Source organism: Exiguobacterium sp. FSL W8-0210 (genome assembly GCF_038006045.1).
In the GTDB taxonomy this organism is placed as follows: domain Bacteria; phylum Bacillota; class Bacilli; order Exiguobacteriales; family Exiguobacteriaceae; genus Exiguobacterium_A.
The window spans coordinates 2,237,059-2,251,455 of the sequence record NZ_JBBOUK010000001.1 but is presented as its reverse complement, the minus strand read 5'-3'; the positions used below and the strand labels follow the sequence as shown (position 1 = coordinate 2,251,455).

Here is a 14,397-nt window from a genome sequence, read left to right as displayed (position 1 = left end):
CTCGTCTTTTTTCATCTCGTCATAATCGATGAGGAGAAGCATAGTGCGATAACTTGGCATACCAAGGGCAGACCAGTATAAGAAGAAACGTCAGCCAAGGAATCAAGTATCCGATTCGAAGGAAGTAACCTTGGTGTTCCATATGTAGGTGTTGTGAGTTTTGACAATGTGGACAGGGCAGTCCGTGAGCAGACCAGATTAAATGATAGATTGTTCGAGCAGACCAGGATTGACGACAAACGGTGCATCGTGCCACGTGAGTGCCTCCTTTCATTCATAGGTTTATTGTGTAAAGTGTGTTTTTCACAACATACGATACATATAGGCGAAAAGTTCCAATTTTAATAAACATGTAGAAAAGATGATTGTATTAGGGTAAGGACAAAGGTACGTCATTTTATTCCACTAAGGGGGATGCCACATGCGCGCCGTAACGTACCAAGGAGCAAAAGATGTTCAAGTCAAACAAGTCCAGGATCCATCGATTGATAAAAACGATGATATCATCGTCAAAATCACATCGACTGCCATTTGTGGATCAGATTTACACATCTATCAAGGAAATATGCCGGCTCACAAAGATTATGTCATTGGTCATGAACCGATGGGCATCGTTGAAGAGGTTGGACCAGGTGTGACGAAGGTCAAGCGTGGCGACCGCGTCGTGTTACCGTTTAATGTTGCTTGTGGTCACTGTTTCTTTTGTGAACATGATATGGAGAGTCAATGTGATAACTCGAACGGAAATCCCCATGTCGATACAGGTGGGTACTTCGGTTTTACAGAAGAGTTTGGTGGACATCCCGGTGGTCAGGCGGAATATTTAAAAGTTCCGTTCGGGAATTTCATGCCACTCGTGATTCCTGAATCATGCGAATTAGAAGATGAGGCATTATTGTTCTTATCTGACGTTTTACCTACGGCGTATTGGAGTGTCCTGCATGCGGGTGTGAAAAAAGGAGATACAGTCGTCGTACTCGGATCAGGACCAGTTGGACTAATGACACAAAAATTTGCATGGATGCAAGGAGCAAAGCGAGTCATTGCGGTGGATGATCAAGTGTATCGATTAAATCATGCTAAAGTCACGAATAAAGTCGAGACAGTAAATTTCTCGGATCACGCAGAAAGTGGTGCGTATATTAAAGAGCTAACACAAGGTGGAGCAGACGTCGTAATTGATTGCGTCGGTTTTGATGGGAAGATGTCCCCTGTAGAAAAAATTGAACAAAAGATTGGTCTGCAAGGTGGAACGTTGAGTGCCATTGACATTGCAAAGGACGCTGTCCGGAAATTTGGTACTGTGCAGTTGACAGGCGTCTACGCTAAAAAATATAATCAGTTTCCGCTTGGCGATTTCTTTACCCGAAATATTACGCTGAAAATGGGACAAGCACCAGTCGTTCATTTGATGCCGGAACTGTTCCAGAAAATCATCAATCAAGAATTTGATCCGACGGATATCGTGACACACCGAGTGGCACTTGATGATGCTGCTTCTGCCTATCAGACATTTAATGATCGGACAGATGGATGTATCAAGGTCGTCTTGAAACCATAAGCTATATCATACTCAAACAGCCCATCCGATTTTTGGATGGGCTGTTGTACATCATAGGATTAAAAGAAGAAGACGGGCCACAGAATACCGACGGCTAGTCCGAGTAACAGACCGACGAACACCTGAAATTCGGTATGACCGACGAGCTCATTCAGGAGAGGAGTCTCATGGCGAATTCCTTTGAAATAATCATTGAGTAGTTTTGCCTGAACACCGACTGCTTGTCTGACACCGGTCGCATCATACATGATGATTGTCGCAAAGATGACAGCCAGTGCAAAAATCGAAGACGAGAAGCCCTCCTGAAAACCGATGACAACGGCTAAGGCGACGACAGTCGAACTATGTGAACTAGGCATACCACCGGAAGCAAACATGATTTCCAGGTCGAACTTTCGTGTCCGAACCAAACTCGTGACAAGCTTCGCTGCTTGAGCGATGAACCACGCTGTGATGGCTGCAAAAAGGGGATGGTTCCATTCCATACATTCTACCTCCTACAATTAACGATATGTATTGTTTCCCCGTTTTATTAGCTTTTACACGAACGATCTAGTTAGATTTGGCATCTCCTTTAAAGATTGTGTAAAGAAACAGCAGAAAGATTTGTGATTTTCCTGTGAAAGTCGGTAAGATGAAGACAGACGAAGCGGATTCCACGGAATTCCTCATTCGAAAGAACGAAACTTGAGGGGGATGCAAGGTTTGAAAGATAAAATTATCGTGGTAGATGATGAATTGTCGATTGCAACACTATTGAAGTTTAATCTAGAACAGGCTGGTTTCATCGTCGAAACGGCACATGATGGGATGTCAGGTTTAAAATTAGCGGAAAAACAAGATGCCGCACTGATCGTACTGGATCTCATGTTGCCGGAACTCGACGGTCTTGAAGTATGTAAACGGCTACGCCAACAGAAAATCAATACGCCGATCTTGATGCTGACGGCAAAGGATGATGAGTTCGATAAAGTCCTCGGTCTTGAACTCGGTGCGGACGATTATCTGACAAAACCATTTAGCCCACGTGAAGTCGTCGCCCGTGTGAAAGCAATTTTACGACGAATGAGTCATCAGACAACACCTTCGGAAGAAGTGACGGATGGGACGATTCTGATTGGTGATGTCAAGATCGTTCCAGATAACTACGAAGCTTTCAAAGCAGAAGAGCGTCTTGAACTGACACCTAAAGAATTCGAATTGCTCGTATATCTTGCTAAAAATAAGGGACGTGTCCTGACGCGAGATCAACTGTTATCCGCAATCTGGAACTATGATTTCGTCGGCGATACACGAATCGTGGATGTGCACATTAGTCATGTTCGTGAAAAAATCGAGCCGAATACGAAAAAACCGATTTATATCAAAACGATTCGTGGTCTCGGGTATAAGATGGAGGAGCCGAAACCGGAATGAGTAAGTATCGCAAGCGGTTCATCTTTAAAATTTTTTCGTTCATCAGTCTCGTGCTGATTGCACTCGGTTTCTTACTTGGACAATCCTTCAAAGAGTTCTATGTCCAAAATGAAAAAGAAAAATTGATGGATGAGACTTCTCTTGTCGAGACAATCTTACAAGGACGCGATGTTTCGGAGATGGCCCAGTACGTAAATCAATTGTACGCTGAATCGAACTTCGACATGATTTTATTCAATGGTCGGGGTGAGATCATTGCTGGTACACCGGTTGATGTGACGAAACTAAAAGTCGCGACTCTTAATTTTTCAGCGATTCCTGATGAGGGGACGTTTGAATCGAAAACAGATGACAGTGTCGTCCAATTCACGAAGCCTGTTCCGACAGCGGATGGTGGCGAGGTGTACGTCAGTTTCATTCGTTACGCAAAAGACTTAAACGTCATTTATTCACGGATTTGGACGGTCATCATCCTTTCTCTCGTTGCGTCGTTATTGGTTATATTCTTGACGATTTATCGGTCGACGAAACGATTCCTTCGACCGATCGCGGAGGCAACTGATGTCCTGCACGAACTGTCGCATGGAAATTACAAGTCACGCGTCTATGAGTTGTCGGCACCCGACGAATCACGCGACTTAGGGCGCTCCATCAATCTACTAGCGCGCAATCTCGAGAACGCATCGTCTGGTGAAGCGATGCAACGGGCGCGTCTTGAATCCTTGATCGAGTACATGGGAGCCGGTCTCATGTTGATTGATGAAAAAGGCTATGTCCTGCTCGTCAACCGGACGTATCGGGAAATGTTCAACATTCATGAACCTTCTAGCGGGAAGCTGTACTATCGTGTACTTCCAAACGAAAAGATGAGCCAGGTGATTGAAGATGTCTATCTGACGGAAAAACCAAATCGAAAGCAGTCGAGTGTGCGATTCGGCATCAATAGTCGGACGTTCATGGTCAGTGCCGCTCCGATTTTCGATAAGAACGGTCGCGTGCAGGGAACGACCGTCGTCTTTAACGACATCACGGAAATCAAAAAACTGGAACAAATGCGCAAAGACTTCGTCGCGAATGTCAGCCATGAATTAAAAACACCGTTGACGTCCATCAAAGGGTTTGCGGAAACGTTACTCGATGGTGCGCAAGAGGTTCCGGAAATCCGAGAACAATTTTTACGGATCATTCATGACGAATCGGAACGGATGCAGACATTGGTGGAAGACTTGCTTGAACTCTCTCGTCTTGAACAGGATAATTATCAACTCGAGACAGCAATCGTTGATGTGACAAGTCTCGTTCGGGAAACGGCAGCACTCCTGGACCGACGAGCAACAGAAAAAGAGATGACGATTCATATCGAAACGGAAGAGGAAGTCTTTATTCGGGCAGATTTGAATCGATTGAAACAGGTCGTCGTCAACTTGGTCGCGAATGCGTTGAATTATACGCCAAATGGTGGCAACGTCTGGATTCAGCTCGAGGATGGGGAAGAGTCTGTCCAGCTCATCATCAAAGATGATGGAATTGGCATTCATCCGAAAGAAACCCAACGGATCTTCGAACGTTTCTATCGCGTCGATAAGGCAAGAAGCCGCAATTCTGGGGGAACGGGTCTCGGACTAGCTATCGTCAAACACATCGTCGACCTTCATCATGGTGAAATCGAAGTCGCTTCAGAAGAGCAGAAAGGGACGACATTTACGATTCGTTTACCAAAACATGGCTGAATTTCACAGTGGATTCACATTTCCTTAATAGACGTATCTTATGATGAAAGTACCTTCTTCATCATCTGTATGGCGACTGGATCAGCTCCCATGTCGTCATGCCCTTGGCGATTGACTCCCCGTGAGTCAATCGTCTTTTTTTGGTCATTTTTAGCGAACAAATGTGTGTAGAGTGATACAATAGGAACAGAAAATCGATTAAAGGGGCGTAGATGATGGAAAATAAATTGCTATTGATTGATGGGAACTCGTTGACCTATCGGGCGTTTTTCGCCTTACCACCAATGACGGATGCGCAAGGACGAAATACGAACGCAGCTTATGGCTTTACGATGATGTTATTGAAGTTGCTCGAGGAAGAACAACCGACACATATGCTCGTTGCCTTCGATGCTTCGAGTGAAACGTTCCGTCATGATGTCTATCAGGAGTATAAAGGGAGTCGGGAAAAGACACCGTCCGAACTACGTGAGCAATTCCCAATCGTCCGGGATATCTGTGAAGCGCTCGGTATTCAAATGATGGAACTCCATCGCTATGAGGCAGATGATTTGATCGGTACGCTCGCACGAACGATGCCGACGGATCGGACGCGGATCGTCACAGGTGATAAAGATTTACTTCAACTTGTCACGGATAAGGTCGAAGTCTTGATCACGAAGCGTGGGATCACGGACGTCCAGTGCATGACGGAGGAACTGTTCGCTGAGACATATGGTGGTCTAAAGCCGATTCAAATGATTGACCTGAAAGGGTTAATGGGGGATAAGTCGGATAATATTCCAGGGATTCCTGGGATTGGTGAAAAGACGGCAGTTAAATTGATTTCCGCATATGGTTCTGTCGAAGGACTGTATGAACATGTTGAAGACTTAAAAGGGAAGCAGAAGGAAAAAGTCATCGCGAACGAAGAGTTAGCACGACTATCGAAAGAACTTGCGACAATTAAAGTCGATGTCCCGCTCGAGACGACGCTAGATGATTTGCAAATTCGCGACGTTGATACCCAAGTGCCGTATTCGTTGTTCCAGTCGCTCGGTTTCAAGTCGTTGACGAATCGATTCGCCCCTGTCGTCAAAGAAGAGGATAAAGAGCAGTTGAACGTCGTGACGATCACTTCACTTCCTGAAGACGTTACCGATGCGGTGTTGCTTGCTGAACAGTTGCGAGAGGATTACATGGAAGAGGACATCATCGGGTTTGCGATCGCAACGCCTGACACGATCTATGTTGCTGCCCCAACGCTCGTCGAGGATCCGGCATTCCGCCAATGGATCGAGTCGGAACATCGGAAGATTTGTCTTGATGCCAAACAAGTCGCATTCGCGTTGCGTAAGCACGGCTTAACCTTAAACGGTTATGAGGATCTGTTATTAGCGGGTTACTTATTGAACTTAAGTGGCGGCACGACGCTCGCTTCAATTGCTGGTCATTATGCATTGATGGCACCGAACGAAGAAGCAGTCCTCGGTAAGGGAGCCAAACGTCTAGCCCCAGCGGATGACGTATTACATCCTTATCTTGCAGAAAAGGCACGGATGATCGAGTTATTGTTCCCGAAAGTCCGGGAAGAGTTGAAGGCGAATCAGCAATATGAGCTGTATGAAACACTAGAGCGTCCATTGTCAGGTGTCCTCGCTGAGATGGAGTGGACCGGGATTCGTGTCGACGTCGCGACGCTCCAGTCGATGCAAGCAGATCTTGCCGGACGTTTAACGGAACTTGAGACGTTGATCTTTGAAGCGGCAGGTGAGTCGTTCAATATCAATTCACCGAAACAACTTGGTGTGATTCTGTTTGAAAAACTCGAATTGCCCGCCTTCAAGAAAACAAAGACCGGCTACTCGACTGCCGCAGACGTCCTTGAAAAACTGCGTCCGCTGCATCCGGTCATCGATCACATCATGTTATACCGGGAGCTCCAAAAATTACAGTCGACGTATGTTGAAGGCTTACAAAAAGTCATTAAGGAAGACGGAAAGATTCACACCCGTTTTGCCCAGACGATTGCCCAGACAGGTCGTTTAAGTTCGGTCAATCCGAACCTTCAGAATATCCCGATTCGGATCGAAGAAGGACGGAAGATTCGAAAAGCCTTCGTTCCGAGTGAGGCAGGCTGGTCACTGTATGCTGCCGATTATTCACAAATCGAATTACGTGTCATGGCCGATATGTCGCAGGATCAGACGCTTGTCGATGCATTCTTACATGATGAGGATATCCATACTCAAACGGCAAGTAGTGTCTTTGGTGTCGAACCAGAGGATGTCACAGGAAACATGCGGCGTCAGGCGAAAGCCGTCAACTTCGGCATCATTTATGGCATCAGCGATTATGGACTATCACAAAACTTGAACATCACGCGGAAGGAAGCACAATCGTTCATCGATCGTTATTTCGAGCTGTTCCCGCAAATCAAACAGTTCATGGATACGGCGATTGAGACGGCACGAGCGAATGGATTCGTCGAAACGTTGATGAACCGGCGCCGTAACATCCCGGATATCAATTCGAAAAACTTCAACTTACGTGGTTTTGCGGAACGTACAGCAATCAATACGCCGATTCAAGGTTCGGCTGCGGATATCATTAAAAAAGCGATGCTTGATGTGCATGCTGCCTTACAGGCATCTGATCTGAAAGCACGTTTGTTACTACAAGTACACGATGAATTGATTTTTGAAGCACCAGACGAAGAACTCGATGCGCTACAAGCGCTTGTCAAACAAGCGATGGAGCAGACCGTCGAACTATCCGTACCGCTACGCGTCGATGGGGGCGCAGGACATACGTGGTACGAAACGAAGTAAGCAAGGAGGAATAGACGTGCCTGAATTACCTGAAGTCGAGACCGTTCGCCGCAGTTTAGAACGTTCGGTCTCTGGAAAAACAGTCTCTTCCGTCAAAGTCTACCACCCGAAAATGATTCGGGGGATGGAAGTGGCACCATTTGCAGATGCCTTACATCAAGAACGGATCGAACGCGTCGAACGTCGCGGTAAGTTCCTACTCTTTGATTTTGATCGTTTTTATCTCGTCAGCCATTTGCGGATGGAAGGGAAGTACTTCCCGTATCCACAACCGGTCGAGCGGGATAAACATACCCATGTCGTCTTCCGATTCACGGATGGTTCGGAGCTGCATTACAATGACGTCCGGAAGTTCGGAACGATGGAATTGCGTGATAAGGAAACAGCGATGCAGACTGCTCCACTGGCACAGCTGGAGCGTGAACCGTTTGATCCGGAGTTCACAGCAGAAGTGTTAGCGGAGAATTTAATTCGTAAAAAAAGAAGTCCAATCAAAACGGCATTGCTCGACCAATCCATCTTCCTTGGTCTCGGTAACATCTATGTCGATGAGACCCTTCATGCGGCACGTGTCCATCCGTTGACGAAGGCTGGTGCCTTGACGCTTGATGATATTTCACGCATCCATCAAGCCGGTGTCGACGTCTTACGACAAGCGGTAGAAGCAGGGGGAAGTACGATCCGAAGTTATGTCTCACCTTCCGGAAAAGGTGAGTTCCAGCTTCAACTCGCGGTATACGGTCAAAAGGGCGAACCATGTCCCCGTTGCGGCACTGCCATTGAAAAAATCAAAGTCGGTGGACGGGGAACGCACTTCTGTCCGACGTGCCAACAGGTCGCCTTATGAGGGTTGGTCTGACGGGCAGTATCGCCACCGGTAAAAGTACGGTTTCTAGCTATCTGAAGCAAAAAGGAATAGCGGTCATCGATGCGGATCTCGTTGCGCGAGAAGTCATTGAACCAGGAGGGCGAGCCTATGAGGCGGTCAAGATGGCCTTCCCAGAAGCATTCGAGGAAGGACGTCTCGTTCGTCCAAAACTTGGACAAATCATTTTTCAGGATAGCGAAAAACGACAACAGCTGAATCAGTTGATGCACCCAAGTATTCGACGACAGATGCTTGATGAAGCAGATGCCTATGAACGTTCAGGACATTCGCTCGTTGTATTTGATATTCCGTTATTACTTGAAGGCGATTGGCGGACACTGTTCGACCGTGTCGTAGTCGTTTATTGTCCGGAAAACATGCAGTTAAGACGATTGATGCAACGTAATGATCTATCGGAAGAAGAAGCATATGCACGTATTCATTCGCAACTTAGCATTGAACAGAAAAAAGAGCTTGCGGATGATGTGTTCTTCAATGATGGGAGTCTTGATTCGTTATATCAACAAATCGATAAATGGTTAGTATTATATGACACCGATAAGCATGAGAGTGGTACATGAAAAGTGTGAAGTGAGAGAAGTTTCCATCTTCTCTCACTTTTTTTAGAGAACATAATGAAATCGCTTACATTTCATGATATAGTTCTATCTGTAAACGGAGCTACATCCGTCACATTGAAGGGGGATCCGCACATGGGAGTCAAGGTGGCAGTCAATGGTTTTGGTCGAATTGGTCGAATGGTCTTTCGACGTCTGATCGCTGAGGGGAAAAGCGAAGTCGTAGCAATCAATGCAAGTTATCCAGTCGAAACACTCGCACATTTAATCAAGTACGACACGGTACATGGGAAATTCAATTATCCGGTCGACATCATCGATGGGGCGTTGATGGTTGACGGAAGACAAATTCAAATCGTCAGTGAACGTAATCCTGAACTATTGCCGTGGGGGGAACTCGGCATCGATATCGTCGTCGAAGCGACAGGAAAGTTCAACTCAGATACGGGTGCTGCGAAGCATTTAGTGGCAGGCGCAAAAAAGGTCGTCATCACGGCACCTGCTAAAGGGGATGTCCGGACGATCGTCATGGGTGTCAATGACGACATGTATGATCATGAAACAGATGCTATCGTCTCGAACGCATCGTGTACGACGAACTGTCTCGCACCTGTCGTACAAGTCATCGACCGGGCATTCGGGATCGAATCGGGTCTCGTGACGACGGTTCACGCGTTTACGAACGATCAAAATAATATTGACAATCCGCATAAGGATTTACGACGCGCCCGTGCATGTGGATCATCGATCATTCCAACATCGACAGGTGCGGCAAAGGCGATTTCTCTCGTCTTGCCACACTTAGAAGGAAAATTGAATGGACTCGCGCTTCGTGTTCCGACACCAAACGTCTCACTCGTCGATCTCGTCGTCGAAGTCAGTCGCGATACTACAGTTGCTGAAGTGAACGAAGCGTTCACGAAAGCAGCAGACGGTGCGCTTGATGGCATTCTCGGAATGACGATGGAACCGCTCGTCTCAATCGACTTTAACGGAGAAGAACGTTCGACGGTCGTCGACGGGCTCTCGACGATGGTCATGGGTGGTCGTCAGGTGAAGGTCCTCGCTTGGTACGATAATGAGTGGGGTTACTCCTGCCGCGTCGTCGATCTCGTACACCTCGTATCGGCACACTTAGAGGCGATGGGAACCGTTGAAAAAGAACTTGAATTGAATTAATTATAACGGGCAGATCCCAGCAATGACGGGGGCTGTCCCGTTTTTTTTCTTAAAATGTATTAATTTTTGAAATTTATCCTTGTGTATCTTTTTGATACTCGCTATAATTCAAATCGTGAACTTCAATCGGTCTGGCAATCGCAGCTTAAAGGGTTAGGACCTCTCTGGACTAACTTTCCCCCGTGGGTGCGAACGACTCAGGCGCAAAGTAAGTGATCAACTACTTTGAAGACCATTGAATGTAGGGGGGATCCACAAATGGATACTATGGGAAGACACATTATTGCAGAACTTTGGGATTGTAATCCTGAAAAATTGAACGACATGGAATTCGTTGAACGACTTTTCGTTGACGCAGCACTTCAAGCAGGTGCAGAAGTACGAGAAGTAGCATTCCACAAGTTTGCACCACACGGCGTCAGTGGCGTCGTCATTATCTCTGAATCGCACTTGACGATTCACAGTTTCCCAGAGCACGGGTATGCATCGGTTGATGTCTTTACTTGTGGGGATCGGATCGATCCAGCCATCGCAGCGAACTACATTGCTGAAAAGCTCGATGCGAAAATCCGTGAAAATGTCGAAATTCCACGTGGTATGGGACCAGTTCAAGTTCCAGCGGCTACTGTCCAGCACGTCAACTGACAACACACACGAATTCGTCAAGCCCTCGTCGTTCAGACGAGGGCTTTTTAATATGTCTGACGTCTGTTATTCTTAATAGTAGAAGAAACAAAGAAAAGAGGATGACCATGGGACTGAAGGAACGCTTGCAAAAACAGCTAGAGACATCCGATACACATAAAAACGAAAATTTACGCACACACTACTATGCGGCAACAGTCGAGATGTTGTTTGCTGGTTTAGAAAATATCTTAAAGCAAGAGGGCGGAACGGTGCGTCGTGTTGACGCGGAACGTGGAGAACTCGCTTTTACATTAAAAGAAGTCGACGGACTCGCGACCGTCATCATGGTGGCGGGCGGACGTACGGCCGTCGATCTATTCTTACATCGTGAAAGTCTTCTCGGACCTGATCTCGAAAAACACATCGAGCGCATCTATGCATCACTTGATGCGGGATACCGATTAAAAATGATTGGAACAAAAGAAATCACGTGAACGGAGGTACGGGATGCGCTGTCCAGCCTGTAATTTTAACGGAACAAAAGTACTGGACTCAAGACCGGTCCAGGATTTCGGTTCGATTCGGAGGAGACGTGAATGTGAGTCTTGCGGCTATCGCTTTACGACTTTCGAAATGGTCGAACAGACCCCTTTAATCATCGTAAAGAAAGACGGAACGCGCGACGAGTTCAATCGTGATAAAATTTTGCGGGGACTAGTGCGTGCATGTGAAAAACGACCGATTTCGATTGAACAGCTAGAAACAGTCGTCAGTCGGGTCGAAAAGGCATTGCGGGCGACGGCTCAGCATGAGATTCCAAGTGAGCAGGTAGGACGTCTCGTGTTAAATGAATTAGCTTCCGTCGATGAAGTAGCATACGTCCGCTTTGCGAGTGTCTATAAACAATTCAAGGACATCAATGTCTTCTTCCAAGAGCTCTCTGAGCTGATGGAGCGACATCAAGAAAATGACCGTGAAAATTGAACGTGATATAAGAGAGGTCGTCTGTCCGGTCAGCGCACCTCTCTTTTTCTCCCTAAGGAAAGGACGAGTCAGATGGTAGAACGTGAACTTTCCGGTACCGATCTTTGCTTAGTGATGAGCAATGGTGTCGTCGACCGTGAAGCCTATCAATCTTTATATTATTTGTACCAGCCGATCATTGGTGTCAAAGCACTTGGACTCTATCAAACGTTTTGGAGCGAGATGATCCCAGGGAAAACGAAATCCCAGTATATTTCCCATGCAGAACTCGGAACGCTACTCGGTTTTTCCGTCGATGAGTTCAAGGAAGAGTTATTCAAGCTAGAAGGGATCGGGTTGATCCGGACGTTCGAAGCGCGCCAAGCCGCGTATCGCTATATTTATCAAATCCGGGTGCCGCTTGCGCCGAACACTTTCTTGAATGACGGGGTGTTATCGAGTCTGCTATTCTACCGTGTCGGTGAAATCCGGTTCCGCTCACTCCAGCATCGTTTCCGGACGGAGCCGCTTCCGAAGAATATCGTTGATCGGACGGTCCGGTTTGATCAAGTGTTCGATGTGAAAGCTGGTCTTGCTTCCGCTCATCAGCCGAAGGCCTATGCGAAACAGGAACGAGCAGTATATGAATTCGATTATTCGTTTGATTTAGAAGAGATGAAACGTCAAACCGATCGCTTTTTGCCACGCTCGTTTTATTCAAAGGCAATCGATCATCTGCTCGTAAAGCTTGCGTACGTCACGCAGTCGAATGAAGCATTGATGGCGGAACTGTTGAATGCCCGTTTCCGTCACGAAGCATACTTGCCGATGACCGATGCTGAGAAACAAGAACGTTGCAAACAGATGATGTTGTCAGCGAAACAAAAACTCAGCCGCGAGAAAAAAGCGAAGGTCGCCTCACTCGATACGATCGAGGTCGGAGACGTCGAAGCGACGGAAACGATGGAAAGCACCCATCCGAAGCATTATGTCGCGAAGTTGCGGAAGGTCAAAGCGTTATCAGAGCGAGATGAAGAGTTGATCCAACAATTGATCATCGATTATGAGATGTCGTCTGGGATCGTCAATGCCGCCTACTACTATGCGCTCGTCGTCAAAAAAGACAATCGCTTCAGTAAGAACTTCCTCTTATCCATCGTCGATGATTGGAAACAGAAAGGGTACGTGACAGCATCCGAGGCACTGGCGAAGACGCAGGAGCAAGATGATTTGATTGCGAAGAAGCAGGAGCAAAAACAAGAACGAGCGCGTCAGACCGTTGGTGGACGTCGGGGACGGACCAGCAATACGAACGGCGGTCCGAACCCGAAGTGGTTGCAAGAAGAGAAGGCGAAACAGCAACAGTATGAAGCCTCTAAAAAAGCGAGTTTCGAAGCGGATGTTCCAGACGATGAAGAGATGGAACGAATCTTACGAGAACTGAAGGGGAACTAAAGGAGTCGGGACATGGAACATATCCAATCATCTATCGAAAAAATATTAAGTCGACCAGACGTTGCAGAATCGGTTCGAGCGATCCAACAACGGGTGTTGTCTCATCCGGGGGTCGTCATGTTCTTACGGACCCATCCAGAGATCGATCAACGGATGATCGAGCGGGGAATGCTCAAACTGAACGAATACGCGGAACAAATGGATGGGAATCGACTGATCGAAAGTAAAGCCGTCATCGAAGGCTATCAGCCGATCCTGCACGTCGAAAAAGGACAAATCGTCGTTTCGTATGAGAAGTCACAAGCGCTCAAAGACCGAGAAGATGAACGTGCACTTGAGAAAAAGTTCAAGAGTCTGTTCCTGCCGGACGAAGTGCGCGATGCGAACTTCAGCGATTTCGACTTGTCGACGACGGACCGGAAGCTCGCTTTACGTGCGGCGTCGCAGTTCCTCAATCATTTGCGCTCAAAAGAGCATGTAAAGGGATTGTACCTTCATGGTAGCTTTGGTGTCGGGAAAACATACCTCTTGGCTGCGATCGGGAATGCTTTGAAAAAAGAACGGATTGCAACGATTCTCGTCCATGCCCCGGGGTTTGTCGCTGAAGCGAAACGGAGGATTCGGTCTGACTCGTTTGATACATTCCTCGAAGGATTTCAAACGATTCCAGTCTTGTTGATTGACGATATCGGTGCTGAATCGATCAGTCCGTGGGTACGGGATGAATTGTTCGGGATCATTTTGCAGTATCGCATGATGCATCGTCTGCCGACATTATTCAGCTCGAACTTATCTTATGATGAACTCGAGCTCCATTTCGGGATCACGAACGATCAAGGCGATAAATTAAAGGCTGCACGACTGATGGAACGAATCCGGACGACGACGCAACCAATCGAGTTCCTTGGTGAAAATCGACGTCGCTACTAATTTTCCTTGTCAAGGAAGCAACGGATTCGTTATACTAATGACACGTCAATAGACGATGCAACGATTGAGGATATGAAGTATGAAATGAACCAAACTAGCGAGAGAAGAACGGTGGAAGCTTCTCATGGCATCATTCATGTCTTTACTCCCTCATAGCACGAACGGGGCTAATCCGTTTGCGCCTCACGCCCGTTAACGCGTGTTCGAGCCGAACCAGTGCATGGTCCGGGAACGAGGGTGGTACCACGAGATTAAGACTCGTCCCTTTTTAGGGATGAGT

Annotated in this window: 13 protein-coding genes; 12 read left to right on the top strand and 1 reads right to left on the bottom strand. The window is 47.0% G+C overall.

Features of this window, described 5'->3' with window-relative positions:
- Positions 1 to 421 precede the first annotated feature (421 nt).
- A complete protein-coding gene (locus tag MKY22_RS11815) occupies positions 422 to 1,561 on the top strand; it encodes a zinc-dependent alcohol dehydrogenase (protein WP_035396552.1) in 1,140 nt (379 codons plus the stop codon).
- A 59-nt stretch (positions 1,562 to 1,620) separates the two neighbouring features.
- Here MKY22_RS11815 and MKY22_RS11810 read toward each other — a convergent pair whose 3' ends face one another.
- A complete protein-coding gene (locus MKY22_RS11810) occupies positions 1,621 to 2,046 on the bottom strand; it encodes a divergent PAP2 family protein (protein WP_133207611.1) in 426 nt (141 codons plus the stop codon).
- A 211-nt stretch (positions 2,047 to 2,257) separates the two neighbouring features.
- Here MKY22_RS11810 and MKY22_RS11805 point away from each other — a divergent pair, with 211 nt between their 5' ends.
- The 11 genes from MKY22_RS11805 to dnaI all read left to right on the top strand — a co-directional run bounded on the left by MKY22_RS11805 (position 2,258) and on the right by dnaI (position 14,117).
- Positions 2,258 to 2,977: a response regulator gene (locus MKY22_RS11805; RefSeq protein WP_369815309.1), complete on the top strand. Its 720-nt coding sequence runs from the start codon at positions 2,258 to 2,260 to the stop codon at positions 2,975 to 2,977.
- Entirely contained in the window at positions 2,974 to 4,707 is a 1,734-nt protein-coding gene (gene pnpS / locus MKY22_RS11800; protein WP_290780476.1) for a two-component system histidine kinase PnpS, read from the top strand. Before MKY22_RS11805 ends, pnpS begins: the two co-directional genes overlap by 4 nt.
- A 212-nt stretch (positions 4,708 to 4,919) precedes the next feature.
- Positions 4,920 to 7,517 carry a DNA polymerase I gene (gene polA, locus MKY22_RS11795; RefSeq protein WP_341088940.1) on the top strand — a complete coding sequence of 866 codons (2,598 nt, stop codon included), beginning with the start codon at positions 4,920 to 4,922 and terminating at the stop codon, positions 7,515 to 7,517.
- Positions 7,518 to 7,533: 16 nt separating this feature from the next.
- Positions 7,534 to 8,364 carry a DNA-formamidopyrimidine glycosylase gene (gene mutM, locus MKY22_RS11790; protein WP_035396555.1) on the top strand — a complete coding sequence of 277 codons (831 nt, stop codon included), beginning with the start codon at positions 7,534 to 7,536 and terminating at the stop codon, positions 8,362 to 8,364.
- Positions 8,361 to 8,966 (top strand): dephospho-CoA kinase, encoded by a 606-nt coding sequence (coaE, locus tag MKY22_RS11785; RefSeq protein ID WP_149427708.1) that lies wholly within the window; start codon positions 8,361 to 8,363, stop codon positions 8,964 to 8,966. Before mutM ends, coaE begins: the two co-directional genes overlap by 4 nt.
- Before the next feature lie 132 nt (positions 8,967 to 9,098).
- Positions 9,099 to 10,142, top strand: a complete 1,044-nt coding sequence (locus MKY22_RS11780) for a glyceraldehyde-3-phosphate dehydrogenase (RefSeq protein WP_290780486.1) — start codon at positions 9,099 to 9,101, stop codon at positions 10,140 to 10,142.
- A gap of 258 nt (positions 10,143 to 10,400) precedes the next feature.
- Positions 10,401 to 10,787: an adenosylmethionine decarboxylase gene (gene speD / locus MKY22_RS11775; protein WP_023469024.1), complete on the top strand. Its 387-nt coding sequence runs from the start codon at positions 10,401 to 10,403 to the stop codon at positions 10,785 to 10,787.
- Positions 10,788 to 10,894: 107 nt separating this feature from the next.
- Positions 10,895 to 11,263 (top strand): hypothetical protein, encoded by a 369-nt coding sequence (locus MKY22_RS11770; protein WP_023469023.1) that lies wholly within the window; start codon positions 10,895 to 10,897, stop codon positions 11,261 to 11,263.
- Positions 11,264 to 11,276: 13 nt separating this feature from the next.
- The gene (gene nrdR, locus MKY22_RS11765; protein WP_023469022.1) at positions 11,277 to 11,753 is read left to right on the top strand and encodes a transcriptional regulator NrdR; all 477 of its coding nucleotides are present in this window, start codon (positions 11,277 to 11,279) and stop codon (positions 11,751 to 11,753) included.
- A gap of 72 nt (positions 11,754 to 11,825) precedes the next feature.
- Entirely contained in the window at positions 11,826 to 13,187 is a 1,362-nt protein-coding gene (locus MKY22_RS11760; RefSeq protein ID WP_064299518.1) for a replication initiation and membrane attachment family protein, read from the top strand.
- Between the two features lie 12 nt (positions 13,188 to 13,199).
- Entirely contained in the window at positions 13,200 to 14,117 is a 918-nt protein-coding gene (dnaI, locus tag MKY22_RS11755) for a primosomal protein DnaI (protein ID WP_023469020.1), read from the top strand.
- Positions 14,118 to 14,397 lie beyond the last annotated feature (280 nt).

Coding starts and splice junctions, on each gene's coding strand:
- MKY22_RS11815 (WP_035396552.1), top strand. CDS start 422: ATGCGCGCCGTAACGTACCAAGGAGCAAAAGATGTTCAAGTCAAACAA.
- MKY22_RS11810 (WP_133207611.1), bottom strand. CDS start 2,046: ATGGAATGGAACCATCCCCTTTTTGCAGCCATCACAGCGTGGTTCATC.
- MKY22_RS11805 (WP_369815309.1), top strand. CDS start 2,258: ATGCAAGGTTTGAAAGATAAAATTATCGTGGTAGATGATGAATTGTCG.
- pnpS (WP_290780476.1), top strand. CDS start 2,974: ATGAGTAAGTATCGCAAGCGGTTCATCTTTAAAATTTTTTCGTTCATC.
- polA (WP_341088940.1), top strand. CDS start 4,920: ATGATGGAAAATAAATTGCTATTGATTGATGGGAACTCGTTGACCTAT.
- coaE (WP_149427708.1), top strand. CDS start 8,361: ATGAGGGTTGGTCTGACGGGCAGTATCGCCACCGGTAAAAGTACGGTT.
- MKY22_RS11780 (WP_290780486.1), top strand. CDS start 9,099: ATGGGAGTCAAGGTGGCAGTCAATGGTTTTGGTCGAATTGGTCGAATG.
- speD (WP_023469024.1), top strand. CDS start 10,401: ATGGATACTATGGGAAGACACATTATTGCAGAACTTTGGGATTGTAAT.
- MKY22_RS11770 (WP_023469023.1), top strand. CDS start 10,895: ATGGGACTGAAGGAACGCTTGCAAAAACAGCTAGAGACATCCGATACA.
- nrdR (WP_023469022.1), top strand. CDS start 11,277: ATGCGCTGTCCAGCCTGTAATTTTAACGGAACAAAAGTACTGGACTCA.
- MKY22_RS11760 (WP_064299518.1), top strand. CDS start 11,826: ATGGTAGAACGTGAACTTTCCGGTACCGATCTTTGCTTAGTGATGAGC.
- dnaI (WP_023469020.1), top strand. CDS start 13,200: ATGGAACATATCCAATCATCTATCGAAAAAATATTAAGTCGACCAGAC.